This window comes from Akkermansia sp. N21116 (assembly GCF_029854705.2).
Lineage (GTDB): Bacteria > Verrucomicrobiota > Verrucomicrobiia > Verrucomicrobiales > Akkermansiaceae > Akkermansia.
Genome location: NZ_CP139035.1, coordinates 2,399,291 through 2,420,837 on the forward strand (window position 1 = coordinate 2,399,291; position 21,547 = coordinate 2,420,837).

Below are 21,547 nucleotides of genomic sequence, written 5' to 3' on the forward strand. Positions count from 1 at the left end.
AAACCGTCTCCAACCAGGTACAGTACTTCGACTCCATCAACAGACCCGTCATTGCCCGTGCTGAAGAGGCAGACGCCAAAAAGTCCATTACCAGCTCCATGCTGGCTATTTACAAAATGTCCGAAATCCCTGCCGATGCTACGGGACAGGACAAGCAGACACGCGATAAATTTGAAAAAAATCTAGCCACCTTCAACACCCTCCCGACCCTGTCCGGCGATCAATTCAAGGTAGCAGTCAAAACTCTGCCCGGTTGCGCTCTGATCTCCGATGCCGAAATCGAGAATCTCCAAGGCAACCTGGCCAAACTGCCCTCCCCCTCTGACCGGACGGAACAAATCCGAAACTTCACACTTCTTCCCGCTCTCGTCTCAACAAGCCCCAGTCAGTCGTCCCTAATTTCGGATCTTGTCGCCAAGCCTCTGGAGATGAATGCATTCCAGTCTCAGCAGCAGCAAATTGTAGAATCTTCCGTTCGCGAATCCTTCTTCATTCCCGTCATTTGCTTCGCTATCGTCCTTCTCTATGCCTTTTTCTTCCGCAATGCTCACATCAAAGAAGAAAATGAAGATGGTGCCGCATAAAAATCACTTGCTGTATATTATACATAATGATACATCTTTCTCATCATATGAAAACAAATCCCACGGTAGGTATTCGTCCAGTCATTGACGGACGTCGTCGCGGAGTCCGCGAATCATTGGAAGAACAGACCATGAACATGGCTCGCAGTGCGGCCAAACTCATCGAATCAACTCTTCGCCACGCTGACGGTTCCCCCGTCAAATGCGTCATTGCCGACACAACCATCGGCGGTACGGCGGAAGCCTGCATGTGCGCAGATAAATTCAAGGCCAACAATGTCGGCATGACGCTCACGGTAACGCCCTGCTGGTGCTACGGCAGTGAAACGATGGATATGGATCCCCTGCTCCCCAAGGCCATTTGGGGATTCAACGGCACGGAACGGCCGGGAGCCGTCTATCTGGCTGCCGCCCTCGCCGGGCACACTCAAAAAGGTCTGCCCGCATTCTCCATTTACGGTCATGACGTCCAGGACGCTCAGGACGATACCATCCCTGCCGATGTCGAAGAAAAAATCCTCCGCTTCGTCCGCGCAGGCCTTGTCGTCGCCGACATCCGCGGCAAGAGCTACATGTCTCTCGGAGGTTGCTCCATGGGCATTGCCGGCTCCATCGTGGACCAGAGTCTTTTCGAAAACTACCTCGGCATGCGTGTTCAAGCCGTTGACATGACGGAACTTCGACGCCGCATGGAACTGGGCATCTACGATGTTCAGGAACTCCAGCTCGCCATGTCCTGGGTAAATGATAATTTCATCATGGGCGAGGATCGCAACTCGGAAAAGAGCCGCAAGACTCCGGAAGAAAACAAAAAGGTCCTCAAAGAATGCGTCATGATGACCATGATCGTCCGCGACATGATGCAGGGCAACAAAGCCGTCCGCGACAAAGGGTTCATCGAAGAAGGCATGGGTTACAACGCCATCCTTGGCGGGTTCCAAGGCCAGCGCCACTGGACGGACTTTTACCCGAACGGCGACACGATGGAAGCCCTCCTTAACAGCACCTTCGACTGGAACGGTCCCCGTGCGCCCATGCCCGTCGCCACGGAAAACGACTCACTCAACGGCATCTGCCTCCTGTTGGGTTATCAGTTGACCGGCAAGGCCTCCATATTCGCCGATGTCCGAACCTATTGGTCTCCGGATGCCGTCAAGCGCGTTACCGGACACACTCTGGAAGGTACCGCTTCCAACGGGTTCATCCACCTGATCAACTCCGGTGCTGCCGCCCTCGACGGTTCCTGCGCCATGACGGATGCCGAAGGCAAGCCGACCATGAAGCCCCACTGGGAAGTGACCTGTGAAGACGCCAAACTCTGCATGCAAGCCACTAAATGGTGTCCGGCCATCTCGGAATATTTCCGTGGAGGTGGTTACTCTTCCTGCTTCCTGACGAAAGGAGGCGTACCATTCACCATGCTGCGCGTCAACATGGTCAAGGGACTCGGCCCCGTCCTGCAGCTTGCCGAAGGATGGAGCGTCGACCTCCCGGCAGACGTGCACAATACGCTCAACCTGCGTACCGACCCCTCTTGGCCAACCACTTGGTTTGCTCCCCGCCTGACCGGCAAGGGAGCCTTCACGGACGTTTACTCCGTCATGGCCAACTGGGGAGCCAACCACGGTGTTCTCGTTCATGGTCATATCGGTGCCGACGTTATTACACTGGCTTCGATGCTTCGCATCCCCGTTTGCATGCACAACATCGAAGACAGCCAAATCTTCCGTCCGTCCGCCTGGGCTTCCTTCGGAATGGACAAGGAAGGTTCCGACTACCGTGCCTGTGCAGCCTACGGCCCAATCTACGGCAAGTATTAATTAATTCCGTACCGCGTGTGGGCGGGGGAGGTATTGCCTCCCCCGCTTCTTTTTCATATCCTATCCTCAGCCGGGGTCTGTCATTCCGAATATATAATTTCCATACTCATTCATCATGTTTGTCTTATGTCTTGATTGCGGAGCAACCAACGTGCGAGCCATGGTCGTCGACGACAAGGGAACCATCGTTGCCAAAGCCTCCCAGCCCAACAGTACCACCCCTGGAAGCGAAAATCCCGATTTCCATGTCTGGGATGCGGATCGCATCCTGGAACAGCTTGCCGCCTGTGCCCGCAAAACTCTGGAGGGACTGGATCCAACACGAATCAAGGCGGTTACAATCACAACATTCGGAGTCGACGGAACCCTCGTTGACCGGGAAGGAAAACTCCTCTATCCCGTCATTTCCTGGAAATGTCCCCGGACGGCAGACGTGATGGAACAAGTAGGTTCCTATATGCCCCAAGAGGAACTGAACCGTATTTCCGGCGTCGGAGCCTTCGCTTTCAACACGATCTACAAACTGATCTGGCTCAAGGAAAATCGCCCGGAACTCATCGGGCAAGCCCATGCTTGGCTCTTCATCTCAAACATCCTGGCCTACCGTCTCACAGGAATCATGGCTACGGACCGCACCATGGCCGGTACCTCTCAAATGACGGATCTCTCCACAGGAGATTTTTCCCCGGAAATACTCTCCGCTCTCGGATTGGAACGCAGCCTCTTCCCTGCCATGGTCAATGCTGGAGAAACCATCGGAACAATCACCTCGAAAGCCGCAGAAGCCCTGGGACTTCCCCTGGCTGGCGTCCCCGTCATCTCCACCGGCCACGATACTCAGTTTGCCGTCTTTGGCTCGGGAGCGGAAAAAGACCAGCCAGTCCTCTCCTCCGGAACTTGGGAAATTCTCATGGTTCGCTCCGCTCAGGCCAGTCTTTCTCCCGAGGATTACCATGACGGAGCCACTGCCGAACTTGATGCCGACCCCGCCCTGCGCAATCCCGGTCTCCAGTGGATCGGTTCCGGCATCATCGAATGGGTCAAGAGCACCTGCTTCAATGGCGAATCCTACGACACGATGGATGCCGAAGCCGCAGCCATCCCGCCCGGCAGCAACGGAGTTACGCTTGTCCCCGACTTCCTACCCTCCGATCCACATAAAGGCTCCATCAACGGCCTTGTCCTCGGAAGGACGCGCGCTCATATCTACCGGGCAGCCATGGAAGCTCTCACGCTCAGGCTCAAATCCCGCCTAGAACGCCTGGAATCCGTCGGAGGCTTCCAAAGCAAATGCCTCGTTCTCGTCGGAGGGGGAGCCCGCAACAAAGTATGGACGCAAATCCGTGCCGACATCCTCAATATCCCTGTCAAAGTCTCCAAAGTTTCTGAAAGTACTGTTTTGGGTGCTTCCATGTTCGCCTTTGCCGGTGCAGGAATCTATCCCACTCCGGAAGCAGCCCGGGATGCCTTCGGCATCGCCTACGAAACCTACGAACCCGGTCCGGATGCCGCTCTGTACCGGAACATCTTTTCGCGCTAATACCCCCCTTTCAACCAATTCACAACCAAATCATATGCTTAAAGGAATTTCTCCGGCCATCAGCCCTGAACTACTCAAGATCCTCGCCGAAATGGGTCATGGAGACGAAATCGTCATCTCCGACGCCCACTTCCCCGCCCACACCTTCAATGCCAATGTCGTCCGCGCGGACGGGATCGGTGCAACCACTCTGCTCTCCGGCATCATTCCCCTGTTCGAACTGGATGCCTATGCCACGCCCGTCGTCATGATGGACGCCGTTCCCGGAGATACGCTCGACCCGACAGTCGAAGCCAAATACCGGGAAGCCCTCGGATACGAAGGAGAAATCGAACGTATGGAACGTTTCGCTTTCTACGAACGCGCCATGTCTGCCTATGCCGTTGTTCTTTCCGGAGAAACAGCCAAATACGGCAACATCATCTTGAAAAAGGGAGTAACGCCTCTTTCTTGAATTTCTCTTTGGAAACATTTCCATATATCGAAGCTGTGATCTGCATCATCAAGGCAGGCACAGCTTTTTTCATGTCCTCGTCCGATTATTCAAAAAGAATCGGGTACGACTTTCTTGCCAGTTCCGAACTCAGTTTGAAAACGGTGTGGCTATCCGGAGCCATCAGGGCTTCCTGAGCAATGCGTTTGCACTCTTCATAATTCAAGCTCCGAATGGCATAACGCAAAATAGGCACTAAATGCCCCCCAACGGAAAGTTCCCTGGCTCCCAAACCTACAATCAGGGGAAGCAACAGGATATCCCCCGCTACCTCGCCGCAAATCGTGGTCGGAATCCCATGCTTTTTACCGGCCCGAATCGTCATATCCATCATGCGTACGACTCCGGGATGAGTCGGACGGAACATATGGGCAACACGGCTGTTAATGCGATCCACGGCAATGGCGTACTGAGTCAAATCATTGGTACCGATGGAGAAAAAGTCCACTTCTTGTGCCAGGACATCCGCCAGCATGGCGGCACTCGGCACTTCCACCATGATCCCCACTTTCAAATCCTTGCCATAAGGAATGCCCGTAGCATCCAATTCATCCCGGCATTCCTGCAAAATCGTCTTAGCCAGAATTACCTCGGTGCGACCTGACACCATTGGAAACATCACGGAAGCAGCCCCTTTGGCGCTAGCCCGCAAAATCGCTTTCAGCTGGGTCTTGAACATTTCCCGGCAACTCAAAGAAACACGGATCCCCCTCCATCCCAGGAATGGATTGGGTTCGGGATCGGATTTTTCCATCGGCAATTTATCGCCTCCCGCATCAAGCGTCCTGAAAACGACTTCGTAGGGGGCACATCCCGTCACGAGTTCTTCATAACGGCGCGTTTGTTCATCCTCTCCGGGCATCGGGTGTTCCCCGTCCCCTAGAAGGAAAAACTCCGTTCTGAACAATCCGATTCCTTCGGCCCCGACTTCGCGCATCCCTTCATGTTCGTGCGGGAATTCCACATTGAGAGCCAGGCAGACATGATGGCCGTCAAGCGTCACGGTTGGAAGATTCTTCATCTTCTCCAACGCACGGTATGCGCGTTTCTTCTCCATCTGGATCCGCTTGTATTTCGAAATCGTCTCCTGGGACGGATTAATAATCAGCACCCCTTCATAGCCATCAAGAATGGCGCAACGGGCGTGCATGTCAGTAATCCTCTGCATGGCATCCTCCATACCGACAATAGCCGGAATACCCATTGAACGAGCAAGAATAGCGGTATGGGACATGGCAGACCCCTGCTCGGTAACGAATCCCAGCACCTGGTCCACATCCATAGCCGCCGTGTCGGATGGATTCAAGTCGTTGGCGACTAGAATATGGCTGCTGGCATAGTAAGCTTTTGCCAGTTCGTCCTCCTGTTGCAAGTGCATGTTGTGCAGGACGCGGGAACGGACATCTTCCAGATCGATACCACGGTTCCTCAAATAATCGTCCCCGAGACTTTGCATAACCAGCAAGTATCTCTGCACCGTATTGTAGAACACATACTCCACATTCAATAGCGATTCCTCGACTCCCTTCCTGACCTGGGAAAGCATCATGCTATCCTTCAGAAACAGAATGTGGGCATCGAAAATCGAAGCGTTCTTCTCACCGGAAACAGTCCGGGTTCTTTCCTGAAGAGCTTCAATTTGCTGTTCAGTAATTTCCAAAGCCTTCTGGAAACGTTCCAATTCCTGCTCCACGGCATCTTTCGTAATCGGAAACTTTTCCGGACACAAATGGGAGGAAAACCGGAGAAGGAGTTCGCCGATGGCAATACCGGAAGATACAGCTACCCCCTTCAAACACAATTCTTCAGAGGTAAGCCCAATCGTCTGGGATGGCATCGTTTTTCGTCTTCCCTTCGTTAGTAATGATGAGGTTTCCCGGAATTCTCCCGGAAGAATATAGCCCCGATCCGGAGAACCGGAACAATCATGTGGAAAATTTTATTCGTCTTCTTCGAACTTGCGTTCGATCAAAGATTCCAATGCATTGAGCGCTTCCTCTTCATCCTCCCCGGTCGCAGAAACCGTAATCTTGGAGCCATGTCCTACCGCCAGCATCATCAGTCCCATAATGCTCTTCCCGTCAACTTCTTCTCCATCTTTTTCAACAATAATATCGGAAACGAACTTACTGGCCGCTTTCACGAATTGAGCAGCGGGACGAGCGTGAATACCGAGTTTATTGATGATGGTAAGTTCCTTGGTGACCATGGAGAGTTCGAGGGATTGCTTCAGGGGGGTTCTACACGAAATGACGAAAGACTCCAAGCTTCTTTTTTAATTTCTTTCCTCGACACTGCCCTCGGAGAGTTTGTCCAAAAGTCGTTTATTAAACTCGCCGGCCATGTCATATCCATTGCTTTTCAACTGCTGGTCAATGGCAGCCACTTCAATCAAACGCGCCGTATCACGGCCGGGAGCCACGGGAAGTTCAACGTGATAAATCTGTTCTCCCATGACAGTAATTTTTTTCCGTTCCAGTCCCAGACGATCGACATCAGACATATCGGCAGCCGCTTTCAGAGTAATAATCAGATCCAGTCTCTTGTGATTGCGGGAAGCCTTCAATCCGAACAGGTTTGTCACATTGACGATGCCAAGGCCCCGCACTTCCAAAAAGCCGCGGCTCATCTCCGGAGCGCTCGTCACCAGTTCTCCGCCAATGTTGCGGATCTGAACAACATCATCGGCGACAAGAGCCCCTCCGCGTTCGATCAATCCCAAGGCTGCTTCACTCTTCCCTACGCCGCTCTTGCCGCAAATCAGAATGCCGATTCCACGCAAATCCAACATGCAGCCATGCACGGTGGTACTTTCGGCAAACTCGTTTTCCAGAATAATCGTTGCCGCATTGACAAATTTCATTGTAACCAAGCTCGTCCGGAACACACAGACATTCGCTTCATCGGCCAATTCCAAAACTTCGGCCGGCGGTTCCTGGTCGCGGGAAAAGACAATGCAAGGCACTTCGCACTTGTACATCCTAAGCACGCGCGAACGACGCATTCCTGCCGGAAGGCGGAACAGATAGGCCACTTCCGCCGCGCCAAACACCTGGATGCGCTTGTGGGCGAAATAGGTATAAAATCCAGCAATAGCCAGACCGGGACGATTAATAGCCGGTTCGCTAATCTTCCGGGTCAACCCGGCAGGGCTGTTGATCAGTTCAAGCTGCAAGGAATCCTTGTACTTCGTGTAAAACTGGTGAACCGTAACAAAATCGACTTTCTTGATGCGGGATGTTCTCAACATAATTCAAAGATATCGAAGTAACCGAATGGACAGGGGAAGTCTCTCGCAGAGGGGGGGATTCATCCCTTTCTCACCCGTCCGCCACTACGAGAAATTTTTGCCAATTCATTTCCGGCCCGGCGAGAGGATCGGCTCTTTTTCGCCTTGCCGGACTTTCTGCTCGAAGCAATGGCCTTGGAAGAAGAGGATCGGGATGAACGGCGCTGCGCATTCATATTCGCCGACTGTATGGCCTGGGCCTGCATATTGCGATCCACCATGAGTTTGCCTGCCATCTGTTCAGAAGCAGCCAGAGAACAACGGTCAATCACGACAGGTTCCCCCCTCTGTACATACTGGTACACGTCCAGAATATCGCTGCTCTTCATCCGGATGCAACCGTAGGACGAAGGCCTGCCTATCGAACGTTCCTCGGCCGTGCCATGAATGTAAATATTGCGGGCAAAGGCATTTTTGTTACGGTTTTCCTCGCCTTTCAACCAGAGAATGCGCGTCACGATGGGATCGCGGCCGGGAGAATTGGGAACTACAACTTCGCCTGTCGGCCTCCGGCTCTTAAAAACCATGCCACGAGGCTGGTTATCTCCGATCTTGGCGGCAACGCTGTGAACGCCCAAAGGAGTGCGGCAACTGCCTCGCTGGTCGCCCAAACCGAATTTGGAAGTGCTAACGGGATAGGTACGAACAATTTTTCCCTTACGCATCAAGGCAAGTTTCTGATCCTTGACACTAATAACAACCCCATCCGTAACAACAGCCGAAGGGGAAGGCTCCGAATGGCGGCAGGACACCATGGAACATACAGCCATGCCTGATATAACAGCCCATGAAAAGAGACGGCTAAACATAGATAAACCTAATAAAAGTAGTAAAACGGATTAATTAGGAAATATAAAGCAAAAAAAATCACTCTTGCCTAGGACAATTATGCCTGGACCTCATCTTTTTTCGAGGACAGACAGAACAACATCTGTCCAAAGGAACACAAAGACGTATAGAAAAAACCAAGGAACGGGCTCATCAGCACGGCGGAAATGATATTGCCTCTGATCAATAACTCAATAATCATCCACAGGAAAAAGCAACCAAACGCCAGTTCAAGAACAGGCACAATCACCGACTTGATCGCCTTGTATCCGCGCTTCTTCAAGAGCGATCCTTCCTTGCGTCCGTCTTCGCCTCCGATACCATATTTGGGAGTACGCACAAAACTGGACTGGTGTCCCACAATAGCCTCCAGTACTGCCTTGGCATTGTTGACGGCCATACCGATACCCAGTGCCAGGAGCACGGGGAGGTAAGGCAGTTCCTTCCACCAACTACGAGGACGGATGGCAATCTGGGCGCTCACATAAAAGATGCAAACAGCAATCGAAGCAAAGAAAAAAAGAAGCAGATTAATCAAAATAATATAAATCGAATGCTGAAAATTAAAATTCCCCATGGCAACTGGGTAAATCAGGCAACACAAAAGGATGAGCAGAAGATAGGAATAATTGGCTGTCAGGTGCGTCGTCGCTTCCAGTTTGGCTTTCAGAGGGGCGGATGAACGAAGAATATCGAAGAGCATTTTCTGGCACACTTGGATGGAGCCTTTCGTCCAACGATGCTGCTGAGCCTTGAAGCCGTTCATATCCACGGGAAGCTCCGCCGGAGTCACCACATCGTTCAGGAAGATGAAATGCCACCCCTTCATCTGGGCACGGTAGGAAAGATCCATATCCTCCGTCAGCGTGTCGTGTTCCCAGCCGCCGGCATCGGTAATGGCTGTTTTGCGCCAAATGCCGGCCGTTCCGTTGAAGGTGAAAAACCGTCCGGAACGGTTGCGGGCAGTTTGCTCCATCATGAAGTGACCGTCCAGAAACAACGCCTGCACGCGGGTCAACAGATTGTAATTGCGGTTAATATGTTCCCAGCGTGTTTGAACCAGTCCCACCTTGTCATCGGTAAAATAATGGATCTGTTTCATCAGAACGTCGGAATGAGGCTGAAAATCCGCATCAAGAATAAACAGAAAATCCCCCTTGGCCACCTGCGTGGCCTCTTCAAGGGCTCCGGCCTTAAAACCTGTCCGGTCCGTACGATGCAGGCAAACTGCATCATAGCCACGGGAACGCAATTCTTCTGCTTTCTTCATGCACAGTTCCGTTGTCCCGTCAGTAGAATCGTCTAGAATCTGTATCTCCAACTTCTCTTTGGGATAATCCAGCGCAGCCACGGATTCAAGAAGACGATCCACCACAAACATTTCATTATACATCGGAAGTTGAACAGTCACAACCGGCAATTCGTCAAAATGAGCTCGTGGTTCGGGCCGGTTGCGTACGTTTTTCCAATAGAGGTACACAATAATCAAACGGTGTAAGCCATAACCTGACATTCCAATGAGGACGAGAATATAAGCAGAATACCAGATGATATCTTGAGTAGGCATGGCGTGGAGAGGGATTCTTTGTCACATCTGCGTCAATTTTGGCAGATTTTCTTGACGAACGGCTTGCATAAGCCACCATGAGGGCGGAGTCAAGTACATTGATACATCACACCTTTTCTCACCAGCTTCCATGAATAAACTTTCTATGCTGACATTGGCAGGCGCTGCTTCTCTGACGTATGCCTGGGCCCAGGAAAAACCTGTAGTTGAAGAAAAGAGTCAACCGGCCATTCCTGAACGCCTGCTTGACGAATCACATATGAAAGAAGAGCTGGGCGTCAATGAATTCACGGCGCCATCTATCAAAAAGATCTTTGAAGACCTGGAAGGCCTTCCCCCGATCCCGGAAGAAACAGCCATCCGAAAACGCCCGGACAAATTGCCAGTTGACCGTTCCTCCCTCGCTCTGGAAATGGGGTTCCTGATGGCGGACGGATTCATCATTGTCCAGTGCGGTAAAATGAACGAAGTGCGTCCCATCGCTCTTGATCTCTCTCGTTACGCCAAAGCCATGGGCGCCGGCGAACGCGTCAACCGCCATGCGGCCAGCCTGTTGAAAAACGCGGAAGACGGAGATCTCACCAACTTTAAAAACAATCTGGCCCTGACCCAGAACGACGTCGAACAGGAACTCGCTTCCCTTCGCGATCCCGATATGGCCCATCTGATTGCACTCGGAGGATGGATCCGCGCCCTTGACGCCGCCACTGCCGCGCTTGACAAAAAATTCTCGCCGGATCAGGCAAAAGTCGTCTTCCAACCCGACGTCCCCGAATATTTTGTGGAAATCCTTGGCGGACTGGAACCGGAAATGCAGCAACGCCGCGACATTCAGGGTATCCGAAAACTCCTTGAGCGCATCCAGGCACAAATGACGCTCTCCCCGGAAACTCCGGAACCAACCGAAGAAACCATCAAAAAGTTGCGCGAGACCGCCGTCAGCCTCGTCAAAACGGCTCTCGGGGGCTTCTCCGCCTGACAGACCCCGTCATGAAGCAACTGCCCGTATCCGAATGTCTGGAATTCCGCATCGCGGCCTCCGTGATGGTGTCGGAGCAGCCTTCTTCACTGCCTGATGGCTATGACTCTATCATGCTGAACATCAGCATGCGCAATATTTCCAAGGAACCAGTCAGACTCATCGGCCGCAAGTGGATTATCAACTCGGCAGAAGACCAGTCGGATGTGGTAGAGGGAGATACCGTGTTCAACACCCATCCCTTGCTATGCCCCGGTCAGATATTCAGCATCTCCGGTTTCCATATCGTCCGTCAACCGGCATCTCTCAGTCTTACTCTCCTTGGAAAAGACAATCACGGAGAAAATTTCATTACTCCTCCTTTGGTTATCAGGATCGATAAATCCTCCTAGAAGCCATCCGATCTCGATTTTTTAGTTGAGTTACACCGGAAAATTTGTATGTATTCCGGGCAATAATCTTCTCTTTCTGCATGCGGTACCTTTTGTTCATGGTTCTTATTCTTGTCTGCTGTTCAGGCTTCTACTACTACTCCGTCCAGGAAAAAAAGCTCTCCCCTTCCCTTGTTCAGGCGGAAATCAACCGTCTCCATGAAGAATGCAAGGAACTTGAACAATCGCTGGAACACGCCCAAATCTATCTGACTGTCACCCAGGAGGAAATCCGACAGACGGAGACAACCTTCGCCAGCCAATACCGCACCGTCAAAACCAGCATCCGCAAGGAGGAAGAACTGAACAAATCCAAAACCAAGGTTCGCTCGCAAACCGTCCAAAACGAATTGAACCGTCTGCGAGCCCAGCGCAGATCCATCGAAGAAGCTCTGGAAAAAAAGCAAATTCAATTTGAAGAAACCCTCCAGAACCTTGAAACCAGGATGTCCGACCATTCCGCCAAAATCGACCATATCATTTCACGGGATTGGCAACTGTTGGAAAACCTCAAAAAAGAGCACCGCATCTTCCGCGGCAGACAATCCGACACAGTCCCCAGCGTCGTCGCCCAGGCCAGAAACAACATGAATAAAAAACACAGGGCACTCAAACAGGAAGATTATAAAAATCGCCTCTCGCAAGAGCTTCAAATCAAGGAAGGAGAATTGAAATACGCCCAGGAACGAAAAGAACTCATCACCCTCCTCAGAAAAATAGACCATCGTTCCGATGCCGTCAAAAACATCAGGCAAAACCATTCCAGAACCATGGTCTCTATCAACCTTCTGGAGCAACTGGAAGAAGAATACAAGATGGAACGCAACATTCTGACAGGAATTCTTCACTCCGCCCAGATCGAATGCTCGCGCATCAGCGACGAACTGGAAAGCAAACGCTTCGAAGCCGGCACCATCCTCAGCAAACGCATGGAAGAAAACCGCATCCGGCTCTCCGACATTAAGAAAGCGTCCCTAACCATTTGCGGAATTATCGCGGCACTGACGCTTTTCGCCTTCTTCAAGTCGTCCCGCAGGATTTCCAGTTTTTCCTAATGAATCGTCTCATGGAAGAATAAACGCGATGAATTGTTGATTTCCCGCGAATATTCTGCATGATATTCATTTATGGAACAATCTACTTTCTCAGACTGTCTGGAACGCATCGGTGCAGAACCGGAATATATTCTGCCCATGGGCCGCAACAAAGCCAAAGTCTCCATTAAAGCACTGGATGGCAATCATAAGCAGGGAAAGCTCATCCTGGTTTCCGCCATCACCCCCACCCCATCGGGAGAAGGGAAAACCACCATTTCCGTAGGCCTTGCACAGGGATTGCAGGTTCTGGGGAAAAAAGTTTGCCTGGCTCTGCGCCAGCCATCCATGGGTCCCGTTTTCGGACGTAAGGGCGGCGCTACCGGCGGAGGAAAGAGTACGATTATCCCGACGGAAGAAATCAACATGCATTTCACCGGCGACTTCCACGCCATCACTTCCGCCCATAACCTCATCAGCGCCGTCATCGACAACGCCCTTTTCTACCGTACCATCAACCTTGATGAGCGCAAAGTCACATGGAAGCGGGTCATGGACATGAACGACCGTTGCCTGCGTTCCATCATCGTCGGTCTCAACAAACAAGGATTTCCTCGCGAAAGCTCGTTCGACATTACGCCCGCCTCGGAAATCATGGCCTGTCTCTGCCTAGCCACTTCCTATGCCGACATGAGAAGCCGCATCGACCGTATCGTCATCGGCTTCACCGTAGACGACAAACCCGTATTCGCCAAAGAACTCGGTATCACGGGAGCCGTCATGGCTCTCCTTAAAGACGCCATGATGCCCAACCTCGTTCGTTCCATGGAAGGAGTCCCTTGTTTTCTCCACGGAGGCCCGTTTGCCAACATCGCCCACGGTTGCAACTCCGTCCTGGCCACCAGGATGGCTCTCCGATATGGGGACTACGCCGTCACGGAAGCCGGATTCGCATTCGACCTCGGCGCTGAAAAATTCCTCGACATCAAATGCCGTCAGACTGGCCTCGCTCCAGACGCCATCGTGATCGTCACCACGGCCCGCGCCCTCAAAATGCACGGAGGTACGGCCCTGGCCGACCTCAAAGTCCCCAATGTCGATGCCGTCCGCGCCGGCCTTCCCAATCTGGCAGCCCACCTGGATGCCGCAGCCAATTTCCAGCGGCCCGTTGTCGTCGCCATTAACAAATTTGCAGATGACAACGAAGAAGAACTCCTGGCGATCCGCGAATTCTGCAAAGACCGCGGAGTCGACTGCGCCGTGGCGGACATTTTCGCCAATGGAGGAGAAGGAGGCAGGGAACTCGCGGAAAAAGTCATCGCCGCCGCCGACCGCCCCAGCCCCAACTTCAAACCTCTGTATGAAGTCAACATTCCCGTCGAAGAAAAAATCCGCACGATCGCTACGAAAATCTACGGTGCCGATGGAGTGGAACTAACCCCTGCTGCACGCAAAAAACTCGCACTCTTCGAGTCCTGCGGTTTGACCAATCTTCCCGTCTGCATGGCCAAAACGCAGAATTCCCTCTCCGACAATGCCAAACTCCGCGGCCGCCCCAAAGGATTCACCATTACCGTACGAGACTTCGAAATTGCCAACGGAGCAGGCTTCCTCGTCGCCCTCTGCGGGGAAATCATGCGCATGCCCGCCCTGCCCCGCATTCCCAATGCCACGAGCATTGAACTGGACGACGACGGCACCATCCACGGCGTCTGACGTTTTGCCGCCTCCTCCACAGCATTATTTCCCTCATTGTCGTCAAAAACTACTCTGACGATACGATTCAAGCCATTGCCATCAATTATGAAAATAGCCGTTCTCGGAGCAGGAGCCCTTGGATGTTACTACGGCTCCCGCCTCGTCGAAACCGGAAACGACGTCCGCTTCATCATGCGGTCGGAATACGACTACGTTAAAACACATGGACTTCAAGTCCGCAGCCTCCATGGGGACATCAGTCTCCCTAACGTACAAGTATACCGAAGCCCGGAAGAAGTCGGCCCGGTCGACCTGGTCATCGTAGCCTGGAAAACAACAGCCAATTCCCATCTCAAGGAAGCCCTGCCTCCCCTGATGGGTCCCGGCACCATCGTCCTCACGCTCCAGAACGGCATGGGCAATGCAGAAGCCATCGCACAAGTCATCCCTGCGAAAAAAATATTCGTCGGACTCTGCTTCATCTGTACCATGAGGACTGATCCTGGCGTCATTTCCCATCTGGAAGGAGGCAACATCCAGTTCGCCCCCTTCATCCCAACCCCGGAAGGCACAGCCAAAGCGGAAGAGCTGGCCGAACTGTTCGGTAAAGCCCCCATCCCGACCCGAGCCTTTGCCGAAGCGGAAAAAATCCAGTGGTTCAAACTCGTCTGGAACATCCCCTTCAACGGCATGTGCCTGGCCAAGGGCGGCATCTCTGTCGGTGAACTCTACAAAGACCCATCCAATGTCGAGCGTGCACGCCGTATCATGGAAGAAGTAGTTTCTGCGGCCAAAGCCCGGGGCTATACCCTCCGCGACGATCTCGTCGACTACCACATGCAGAGGACGGAAACCATGGGAGGCTTCACCCCGTCCAGCGCTATCGACTACAACATGGGCCGCCCCATTGAGTACGAAGCCATCTGGGGGGCTCCTATAGCCAAAGCTCGCGAAGCCGGAGCCAGCATCCCGGAATGGGAACAACTCGACCGTGAGATCCGCGAACGTCTTGGCATGCAACCCTCTTGATTTTCCCCTGCCTTCCCTCCCATGTTGAAAAACATTCTCGTCCTTCTGATCTCCTGCGGCTTATTCGGTACAGCTCTCATGCCTTGGGAAAACTCCATCCTCAGGAGGGAAAATCAAGCAGGACTTCTCCCCGAGGAGACGCTTGCCGGCGGCGATGCCCTCAACCAGCAAATGGCCATGATCTCCCTTGGAGGACTACGTTCCCTCGTTGCCGCATTCCTAAGTCTGGAAGCCTTCGAAAGCTTTCGCCAGGGAGACTGGCACGGAGTCGAACGCCGTTACAAACAAATTGTTACCCTGGCCCCCCATACAGCCTTTTACTGGGACACGGGAGCCTGGCATCTGGCCTACAACGCCGCATCCTCATTTCTGCGTGACGACCACGATCACCTCCCGATGTCGGAAAAAAGACGCCTTTACAGAGAATACATCGACAAAGGCAAGAACTTCCTCCGCAAAGGAGCTGCAACCAACCCCGACGACTGGTTAGTCCAGTCCCGCCTCGGCAACATCCTCAGCGACACCAAACGCTATCCCGACTTCCAGCAAGCCGCCGATGCCTATGCCCGCGCCAAAGAACTGGGCGCCCCTTCTATTGTTTCCCGTCAGCAATTCTATTCCCTCGCGCGCATCCCCGGCAAGGCGAAAGAAGCCTGGGAACTCGGAAAAGAACTCTACAAAAACCCCGATAACCGCCTCCCCAGCATGGCAACAACTCTCTTTGCCTTGCAAAACAGATTGAACATACCGGAAAAGGACAGAATCCCTTTCCGGGAACTCTTCCCCTCCGACAAACTAGCCAGGGTCTCCTTCATCAACCAGCTCTCCAACGGCCTCGGCTACCCGACGGACGGAATCAGGGAAGCTCTGGATGCCCTCCCTCCCGCACCGGAGAAGAAAAAATAAGCATTCCCGGCTTGGCAAAGCCTCTCTTCACCTTCATATTGTCCCAAGTACCATGAGCAGATTTGCAATCATCAGCGACATTCATGCTAATCAGGAAGCCCTGGAAGCCGTCCAGCAAGACATCCAGGCCATGGGGTGTACCTCCATCGCCTGCCTGGGAGACATCGTCGGTTACAATGCATCGCCATCCGAATGCCTGGAAATCATCCGAACCCTCGATTGCCCAGTCGTCAAAGGCAACCATGACGAAGCCGCCTCCAGCGACAACAACCCGGAAAAAATGAATCCCGTGGCTTACAACGCCCTGATGTGGACGCGCAGCCAGCTCTCGGAAGAACAAAAGGAATGGCTGAGACGGCTCCGCATGGTACGTAACGTCCCCCCCTTCACCATCGTCCACTCCACACTGGACCAGCCCTCCCTCTGGCATTACATCGTCAATAAATTCGACGCAGTTTCCAACTTCAACTTCCAGTTTACCAACATCTGCTTCCACGGGCATACCCACGTGCCCAAAATCTTCGTCTTCGAAAACGGAGGAGCCACCGAATACGCGGCCAACGACTTCTGCCCGGAACCCGGTAAGAAATACTTCATCAACGTCGGTTCCGTCGGTCAGCCGCGCGACAACGACTGGCGCGCCAGCTACTGTGTGTTCGACACCGATACCAATGCCGTGTACTTCCGCCGCGTCGAATACGACATTGCCAAAACCCAGCAAAAAATTCTGGATGCCGGCCTTCCACCCATGCTGGCCGAACGTCTTGGGAAGGGCGTCTGACCCCGCCAATCAATACCCATGCATCAGCCTTGGTTCGACAACGGAGCATTCCCATTGTTCCTGGCTCCCATGGCCGGAGTCACCGATCCAGTCTTCCGTTCCTTGTGCAAAGAAATGGGGGCCGATGTCGTCGTCACAGAATTCGTCTCTGCTGAAGGCGTTCTTGCCTGCTGGGAACGCAACAGGCGTTACACAGAATTCGAAGAAGTCCACCGCCCCATTGGTATCCAGCTCTTCGGGGCGGACGGTCGCAACATGGGCGAAGCCGCTAAAATCATTGTCAACGAACTCCGCCCGGACTTCATTGATATCAACTGCGGCTGCCCCGTCTCCAAAGTCGTCGGTAAAAACGGAGGTTCCTCCCTTCTCAAAAACCTTCCCCTCCTTGCCTCCGTCGCACGGGGAGTTATCCTGGCCGTCGGAGACCTCGTCCCCGTCACCGCCAAAATCAGAACCGGTTGGGACGCCGACTCCATTTGTGCTCCGGAAACCTGCAGGATCCTCACGGATGAAGGTATCTCCATGATCACCATCCATGGCAGAACGCGCGCCCAGCAATACTCCGGCAAAGCTGACTGGGATATGATCGATTTCTGCGCACGCGCCGCTTCCGTTCCCATCATCGGAAACGGCGACGTCAATTCCGCTCAAATGGTAGAACATATCCGGAACACCTCCGCCGTCCGTGGAATCATGATTGGCCGTGCCGCCATGGAAAATCCTTGGATATTCTCCGAAGCCAAACACTACCTCACTCACGGCGAACACCTCCCCCGCAAAAGTATCCGCGACAAATGGGATCTCATCATACGGCACGCCAGGCTTTCTCTGGAATCCGGCAGATACGGAGACGAACTTCACACCATGAAATTCATGCGCGCCCGCTTCGTCGCCTACACCAAAGGATTCCCGGGAGCAAAAGACCTCCGATCCCGGCTCGTTCACATCAAAACAATGGACGAACTCATAGATTTAGCCCAGTCTGTATAGCCAATGTACATACCAAAGTGCCTATCCTACAAAAAAATAGCACTTTTAACGACTTCCCGGGCTTCCTTCGGTTGACTTTCCCCCTCCCATCTGTCATAGAATAAGGGATATTGAATACGGTGCGGAAACGTGCTGTCTCTCTCGAAAATCAATCCTCATCCCGACGTGTATTCTAACGAATCCTATCTCATTGAGCTTCTAACGGAGGCGGGCTACCTGTCTCCGGAAATCATTCAGTACGCGCAGAGCCAGATCTCTCCGCCCGAATCACTGATTGATGCCCTGATCAGACTTCAGTACCTGACGGAAGACATCATTGCCGCCGTATGCGCCAACAACGCAGCAATGGCTGTCATCGACCTGGCTTCCATGTCTGTCCCTCCGGAAATCATCGCCATGATTCCAGCTGATACGGCCCGCCGTTTCAAAGCTATTCCCTTTGCAGACGACGGTTTTTCGCTCAACATCGCCATTGCCGATCCGCTCAATTTTGAAACGCTCGACAGCCTTCCCGCCATCCTGAAGCGTGACGTCATCTTCCATGTCGCCACGGCATCGGCTATCAAAAAAGCCCTCGAAGAATACTATCCAGAACAAATCATGCCGGCTGCCGGTATGTCCTTCGGCGACGAAGACGGAGACGCTCCTATCATTCGCCTCGTCCAGCAAATGCTCGTCGACGCCCACAAGATGCGGGCATCCGACATCCATATCGAACCGATGGAAGACCGCCTTCGCATTCGTTTCCGTGTGGACGGCAAACTCATCGAAACCGCCACGCACCCCAAAAAGCTCCTCGGCCCTATCATCGCCCGTATCAAGGTTATGAGCTCTACCATGAGCATCGCCGAAAAACGAATGCCTCAGGACGGACGAATCCAAGCCAATGTTGGAGAAGACAAGCAAATCGACCTCCGTGTCTCCTCCGTCCCCAGTAACCACGGCGAAAGTATCGTCATGCGTATTCTGGATAAATCCGCTCTTGTCCTCGGTCTCCCTCAGCTCGGTTTCTTCTCGGACGATGAAGCTACTTTTGACCGTCTCATCACTCTGCCCGACGGCATCATTCTGGTAACGGGTCCCACCGGTTCCGGTAAGACAACGACGCTCTACGCCTGTTTGAACTACATTAACCGTCCGGACAAGAAGATCATCACCGTGGAAGACCCTGTCGAATACGAACTTTCCGGGATCAATCAGGTTATGGTCAAGGCCGACATCGGCATGACATTCGCCGCAGCCCTCCGAGCCATGCTCCGACAAGCTCCCAACATCATCATGATCGGGGAAATTCGAGATGCCGAGACTGCCAATATCGCCATCAACGCATCCCTGACGGGTCACCTTGTCCTCTCGACCCTCCACACCAATGACGCTCCAAGCTCCGTTGCCCGTCTCGCAGACATGGGCATCAAGCGATTCCTTATCGCTTCCGCCGTCCGTGCCGTCATGGCCCAGCGACTCGTCCGCAAACTTTGCGACAACTGCAAACGGGACGGTTCCCTCACCGAACGCCAGGCACAGACACTCAATATCGACGTTTCCCGCCTCGTCCCCGGTCAGATCAAGGGGCCGCGCGGTTGCGACAAATGCCGCAACAAGGGTTACAAAGGCCGTATGGGACTTTTTGAAATCTTCGAAATCGACGACGAAGTGCGCAACATGATCAATGACAACCTCACCACGCCCCAATTGAGACACCGGGCGCGGGAACTCGGCATGAGAACCCTCCGCGAAGACGGCGTCCGTAAAATCCTGGCCGGGCTCACCTCCGCCGATGAAGTATTCCATGTCACCATGGGCGACTCCAACTAATCCTATTGCCACTCACAACAGCTATTTTCCATGGACACCAATCTTACACTGGAACTTTTCATCGGCAGAGGAATGATTGACCGTTCCCTTGCCCGCGACATCAAAGAAGAAATGATGAACAGCGGCAAGGAACTCCCGGAAGTCCTCTCCAACTTCGGCATCATCGGAAACAAGGACGACATCTGGCAAGTCATCGCCAGCGACCTCGGCGTCGAATGCATCAATCTGGATAATTTCACGCCCGATCCTGTCATCCTCAATCAATTGCCCGCTTCCCTCGTCCGCCTGCACGGAGCCCTTCCCGTCCGTGTCGGTCCGGAAGGCATCTACGTCTGCCTCGTCGATCCCCTCAATCCGCAAACGGTTGAAGATCTCCGTTTTGCCGCCGGTAAAGACATCTTCCTGCTCGTTGCCCCGGACTATCAGGTCCAGGCCCGCATTAACGAATACTACGGAGGTGCGGAAGCCGCCATGAACGACCTCATGAGCGAGTTGGACAAAATGCAGACAGCAGATAACGGTGACGGAACTGACGAAGCCAACGCCGCCCCCATCATCAAATTTGTGGATCTCGTCCTCCTTCAGGCCATCAAGGAACGCGCATCCGACATTCACTTCGAGCCCTTCGAAAAGGAATTCAAGATCCGTTACCGCGTCGATGGGGCCTTGCTGGAAATGCAGCCTCCGCCTATTCACCTTGCCGTGCCCGTTATCTCCCGCGTCAAAGTCATGTCCAACATGAACATTGCCGAACGCCGCGTCCCGCAGGACGGTCGTATCGTCAAACAGGTTGGAGACCACTCGGTGGATATGCGTGTATCGACTCTGCCCACTCAATATGGTGAGTCCGTCGTGCTTCGTATTCTTGACCGCTCCTCCGTCAACCTCAATCTGGATAACCTCGGGCTTCCACGACACATCCATGAATACATTCTGGAAACCGTCAACAAGCCTAACGGCATCTTCATCGTGACGGGACCGACCGGCGCCGGTAAAACAACGACACTCTACGCCGCTCTCCGGGAAATCAATACCATTGATGCCAAGGTTCTCACCGCCGAAGATCCCGTCGAATACGATATCGACGGCATTGTCCAGATCCCCGTCAATGAAGCCATCGGGCTTGACTTCCCCATGGTACTCCGAGCCTTCCTCCGTCAGGACCCCGACCGCATCATGGTGGGGGAAATGCGAGACATGGAAACCGCGCAGATTGCCATCCAGGCATCCCTGACAGGCCACCTTGTTCTCTCCACCCTCCATACCAACGACTCTGCCGGTGCCGTCACACGACTTGTTGACATGGGTTGCGAGCCTTTCCTCGTCGCCGCATCTCTGGAAGGCGTCCTGGCCCAGCGACTCGTCCGTACCATTTGTGCTGACTGCAAGACCCCCTACGAACCATCCTCCACCATCCTGAGTCAATTGGGAGTATCTCCCTATGAACTGGGAGACAAGAAGTTCTACACCGGACAGGGGTGCGATCGCTGCTCGAACTCCGGATACAAGGGGCGAAAAGGTATTTACGAACTGCTCGACATCAACGACACTCTTCGCGACATGATTACGGAGAAGGCCCCCAGCGTTGTCCTCAAGCAAAAGGCCATCGAAATGGGTATGTCGACACTTCGCGAAGACGGTCTCCGGAACATTTACGAAGGTAGAACAACCATCGAAGAAGTTCTCAAATACACCTAAAGACATCTCCGAATCTTCGTATCCCCATGTTACAAACTTCATTGATTTAAACACTACCAATAACA

Annotated in this window: 18 protein-coding genes; 13 read left to right on the forward strand and 5 right to left on the reverse strand. The window is 53.2% G+C overall.

Annotated elements, in window-relative coordinates; all coding sequences use genetic code 11:
* Positions 1-631: 631 nt before the first annotated feature.
* From QET93_RS09280 to fucU, 3 genes are all read left to right on the forward strand, one after another.
* Positions 632-2,404 carry an L-fucose isomerase gene (locus QET93_RS09280; protein ID WP_280131344.1) on the forward strand — a complete coding sequence of 591 codons (1,773 nt, stop codon included), beginning with the start codon at positions 632-634 and terminating at the stop codon, positions 2,402-2,404.
* 115 nt (positions 2,405-2,519) lie between these two features.
* Positions 2,520-3,944, forward strand: a complete 1,425-nt coding sequence (gene fucK, locus QET93_RS09285) for an L-fuculokinase (protein WP_280126335.1) — start codon at positions 2,520-2,522, stop codon at positions 3,942-3,944.
* Positions 3,945-3,978: 34 nt separating this feature from the next.
* The gene (fucU, locus tag QET93_RS09290; RefSeq protein ID WP_280126336.1) at positions 3,979-4,398 is read left to right on the forward strand and encodes an L-fucose mutarotase; all 420 of its coding nucleotides are present in this window, start codon (positions 3,979-3,981) and stop codon (positions 4,396-4,398) included.
* 85 nt (positions 4,399-4,483) lie between these two features.
* On the opposite strand, the gene ptsP is transcribed toward fucU, so the two are convergent.
* The 5 genes from ptsP to QET93_RS09315 all read right to left on the reverse strand — a co-directional run bounded on the left by ptsP (position 4,484) and on the right by QET93_RS09315 (position 10,121).
* Positions 4,484-6,274 (reverse strand): phosphoenolpyruvate--protein phosphotransferase, encoded by a 1,791-nt coding sequence (ptsP, locus tag QET93_RS09295; protein WP_280131343.1) that lies wholly within the window; start codon positions 6,272-6,274, stop codon positions 4,484-4,486.
* 102 nt (positions 6,275-6,376) lie between these two features.
* Complete coding sequence (locus QET93_RS09300) at positions 6,377-6,646, reverse strand: HPr family phosphocarrier protein (RefSeq protein WP_280126338.1); 270 nt, start codon at positions 6,644-6,646, stop codon at positions 6,377-6,379.
* 66 nt (positions 6,647-6,712) lie between these two features.
* Positions 6,713-7,687 (reverse strand): HPr(Ser) kinase/phosphatase, encoded by a 975-nt coding sequence (hprK, locus tag QET93_RS09305; protein WP_280126339.1) that lies wholly within the window; start codon positions 7,685-7,687, stop codon positions 6,713-6,715.
* Between the two features lie 59 nt (positions 7,688-7,746).
* Positions 7,747-8,496 (reverse strand): L,D-transpeptidase, encoded by a 750-nt coding sequence (locus tag QET93_RS09310; protein ID WP_280131342.1) that lies wholly within the window; start codon positions 8,494-8,496, stop codon positions 7,747-7,749.
* 116 nt (positions 8,497-8,612) lie between these two features.
* On the reverse strand, positions 8,613-10,121 hold the full coding sequence (locus QET93_RS09315; RefSeq protein ID WP_280131341.1) for a glycosyltransferase family 2 protein: 1,509 nt from the start codon (positions 10,119-10,121) through the stop codon (positions 8,613-8,615).
* A gap of 130 nt (positions 10,122-10,251) precedes the next feature.
* Here QET93_RS09315 and QET93_RS09320 point away from each other — a divergent pair, with 130 nt between their 5' ends.
* From QET93_RS09320 to QET93_RS09365, 10 genes are all read left to right on the forward strand, one after another.
* On the forward strand, positions 10,252-11,100 hold the full coding sequence (locus QET93_RS09320; RefSeq protein ID WP_280131340.1) for a hypothetical protein: 849 nt from the start codon (positions 10,252-10,254) through the stop codon (positions 11,098-11,100).
* 11 nt (positions 11,101-11,111) lie between these two features.
* Positions 11,112-11,492: an ApaG domain gene (locus tag QET93_RS09325; protein ID WP_280126343.1), complete on the forward strand. Its 381-nt coding sequence runs from the start codon at positions 11,112-11,114 to the stop codon at positions 11,490-11,492.
* A gap of 98 nt (positions 11,493-11,590) precedes the next feature.
* Positions 11,591-12,586, forward strand: coding sequence for a hypothetical protein (locus tag QET93_RS09330; RefSeq protein ID WP_280131339.1), 996 nt, complete (start codon positions 11,591-11,593; stop codon positions 12,584-12,586).
* Between the two features lie 72 nt (positions 12,587-12,658).
* Positions 12,659-14,281: a formate--tetrahydrofolate ligase gene (locus QET93_RS09335; RefSeq protein WP_280131338.1), complete on the forward strand. Its 1,623-nt coding sequence runs from the start codon at positions 12,659-12,661 to the stop codon at positions 14,279-14,281.
* An 87-nt stretch (positions 14,282-14,368) separates the two neighbouring features.
* Positions 14,369-15,292 carry a 2-dehydropantoate 2-reductase gene (locus QET93_RS09340; RefSeq protein ID WP_280131337.1) on the forward strand — a complete coding sequence of 308 codons (924 nt, stop codon included), beginning with the start codon at positions 14,369-14,371 and terminating at the stop codon, positions 15,290-15,292.
* Between the two features lie 21 nt (positions 15,293-15,313).
* Positions 15,314-16,198, forward strand: a complete 885-nt coding sequence (locus QET93_RS09345; protein ID WP_280131336.1) for a hypothetical protein — start codon at positions 15,314-15,316, stop codon at positions 16,196-16,198.
* 52 nt (positions 16,199-16,250) lie between these two features.
* Positions 16,251-16,979, forward strand: a complete 729-nt coding sequence (locus tag QET93_RS09350; RefSeq protein ID WP_280131335.1) for a metallophosphoesterase family protein — start codon at positions 16,251-16,253, stop codon at positions 16,977-16,979.
* Positions 16,980-16,997: 18 nt separating this feature from the next.
* Positions 16,998-17,969 carry a tRNA dihydrouridine synthase DusB gene (gene dusB / locus QET93_RS09355; RefSeq protein ID WP_280131334.1) on the forward strand — a complete coding sequence of 324 codons (972 nt, stop codon included), beginning with the start codon at positions 16,998-17,000 and terminating at the stop codon, positions 17,967-17,969.
* A 129-nt stretch (positions 17,970-18,098) separates the two neighbouring features.
* Positions 18,099-19,784 (forward strand): ATPase, T2SS/T4P/T4SS family, encoded by a 1,686-nt coding sequence (locus QET93_RS09360; protein ID WP_322189959.1) that lies wholly within the window; start codon positions 18,099-18,101, stop codon positions 19,782-19,784.
* 30 nt (positions 19,785-19,814) lie between these two features.
* Positions 19,815-21,482 (forward strand): GspE/PulE family protein, encoded by a 1,668-nt coding sequence (locus QET93_RS09365; protein ID WP_280126351.1) that lies wholly within the window; start codon positions 19,815-19,817, stop codon positions 21,480-21,482.
* Positions 21,483-21,547 lie beyond the last annotated feature (65 nt).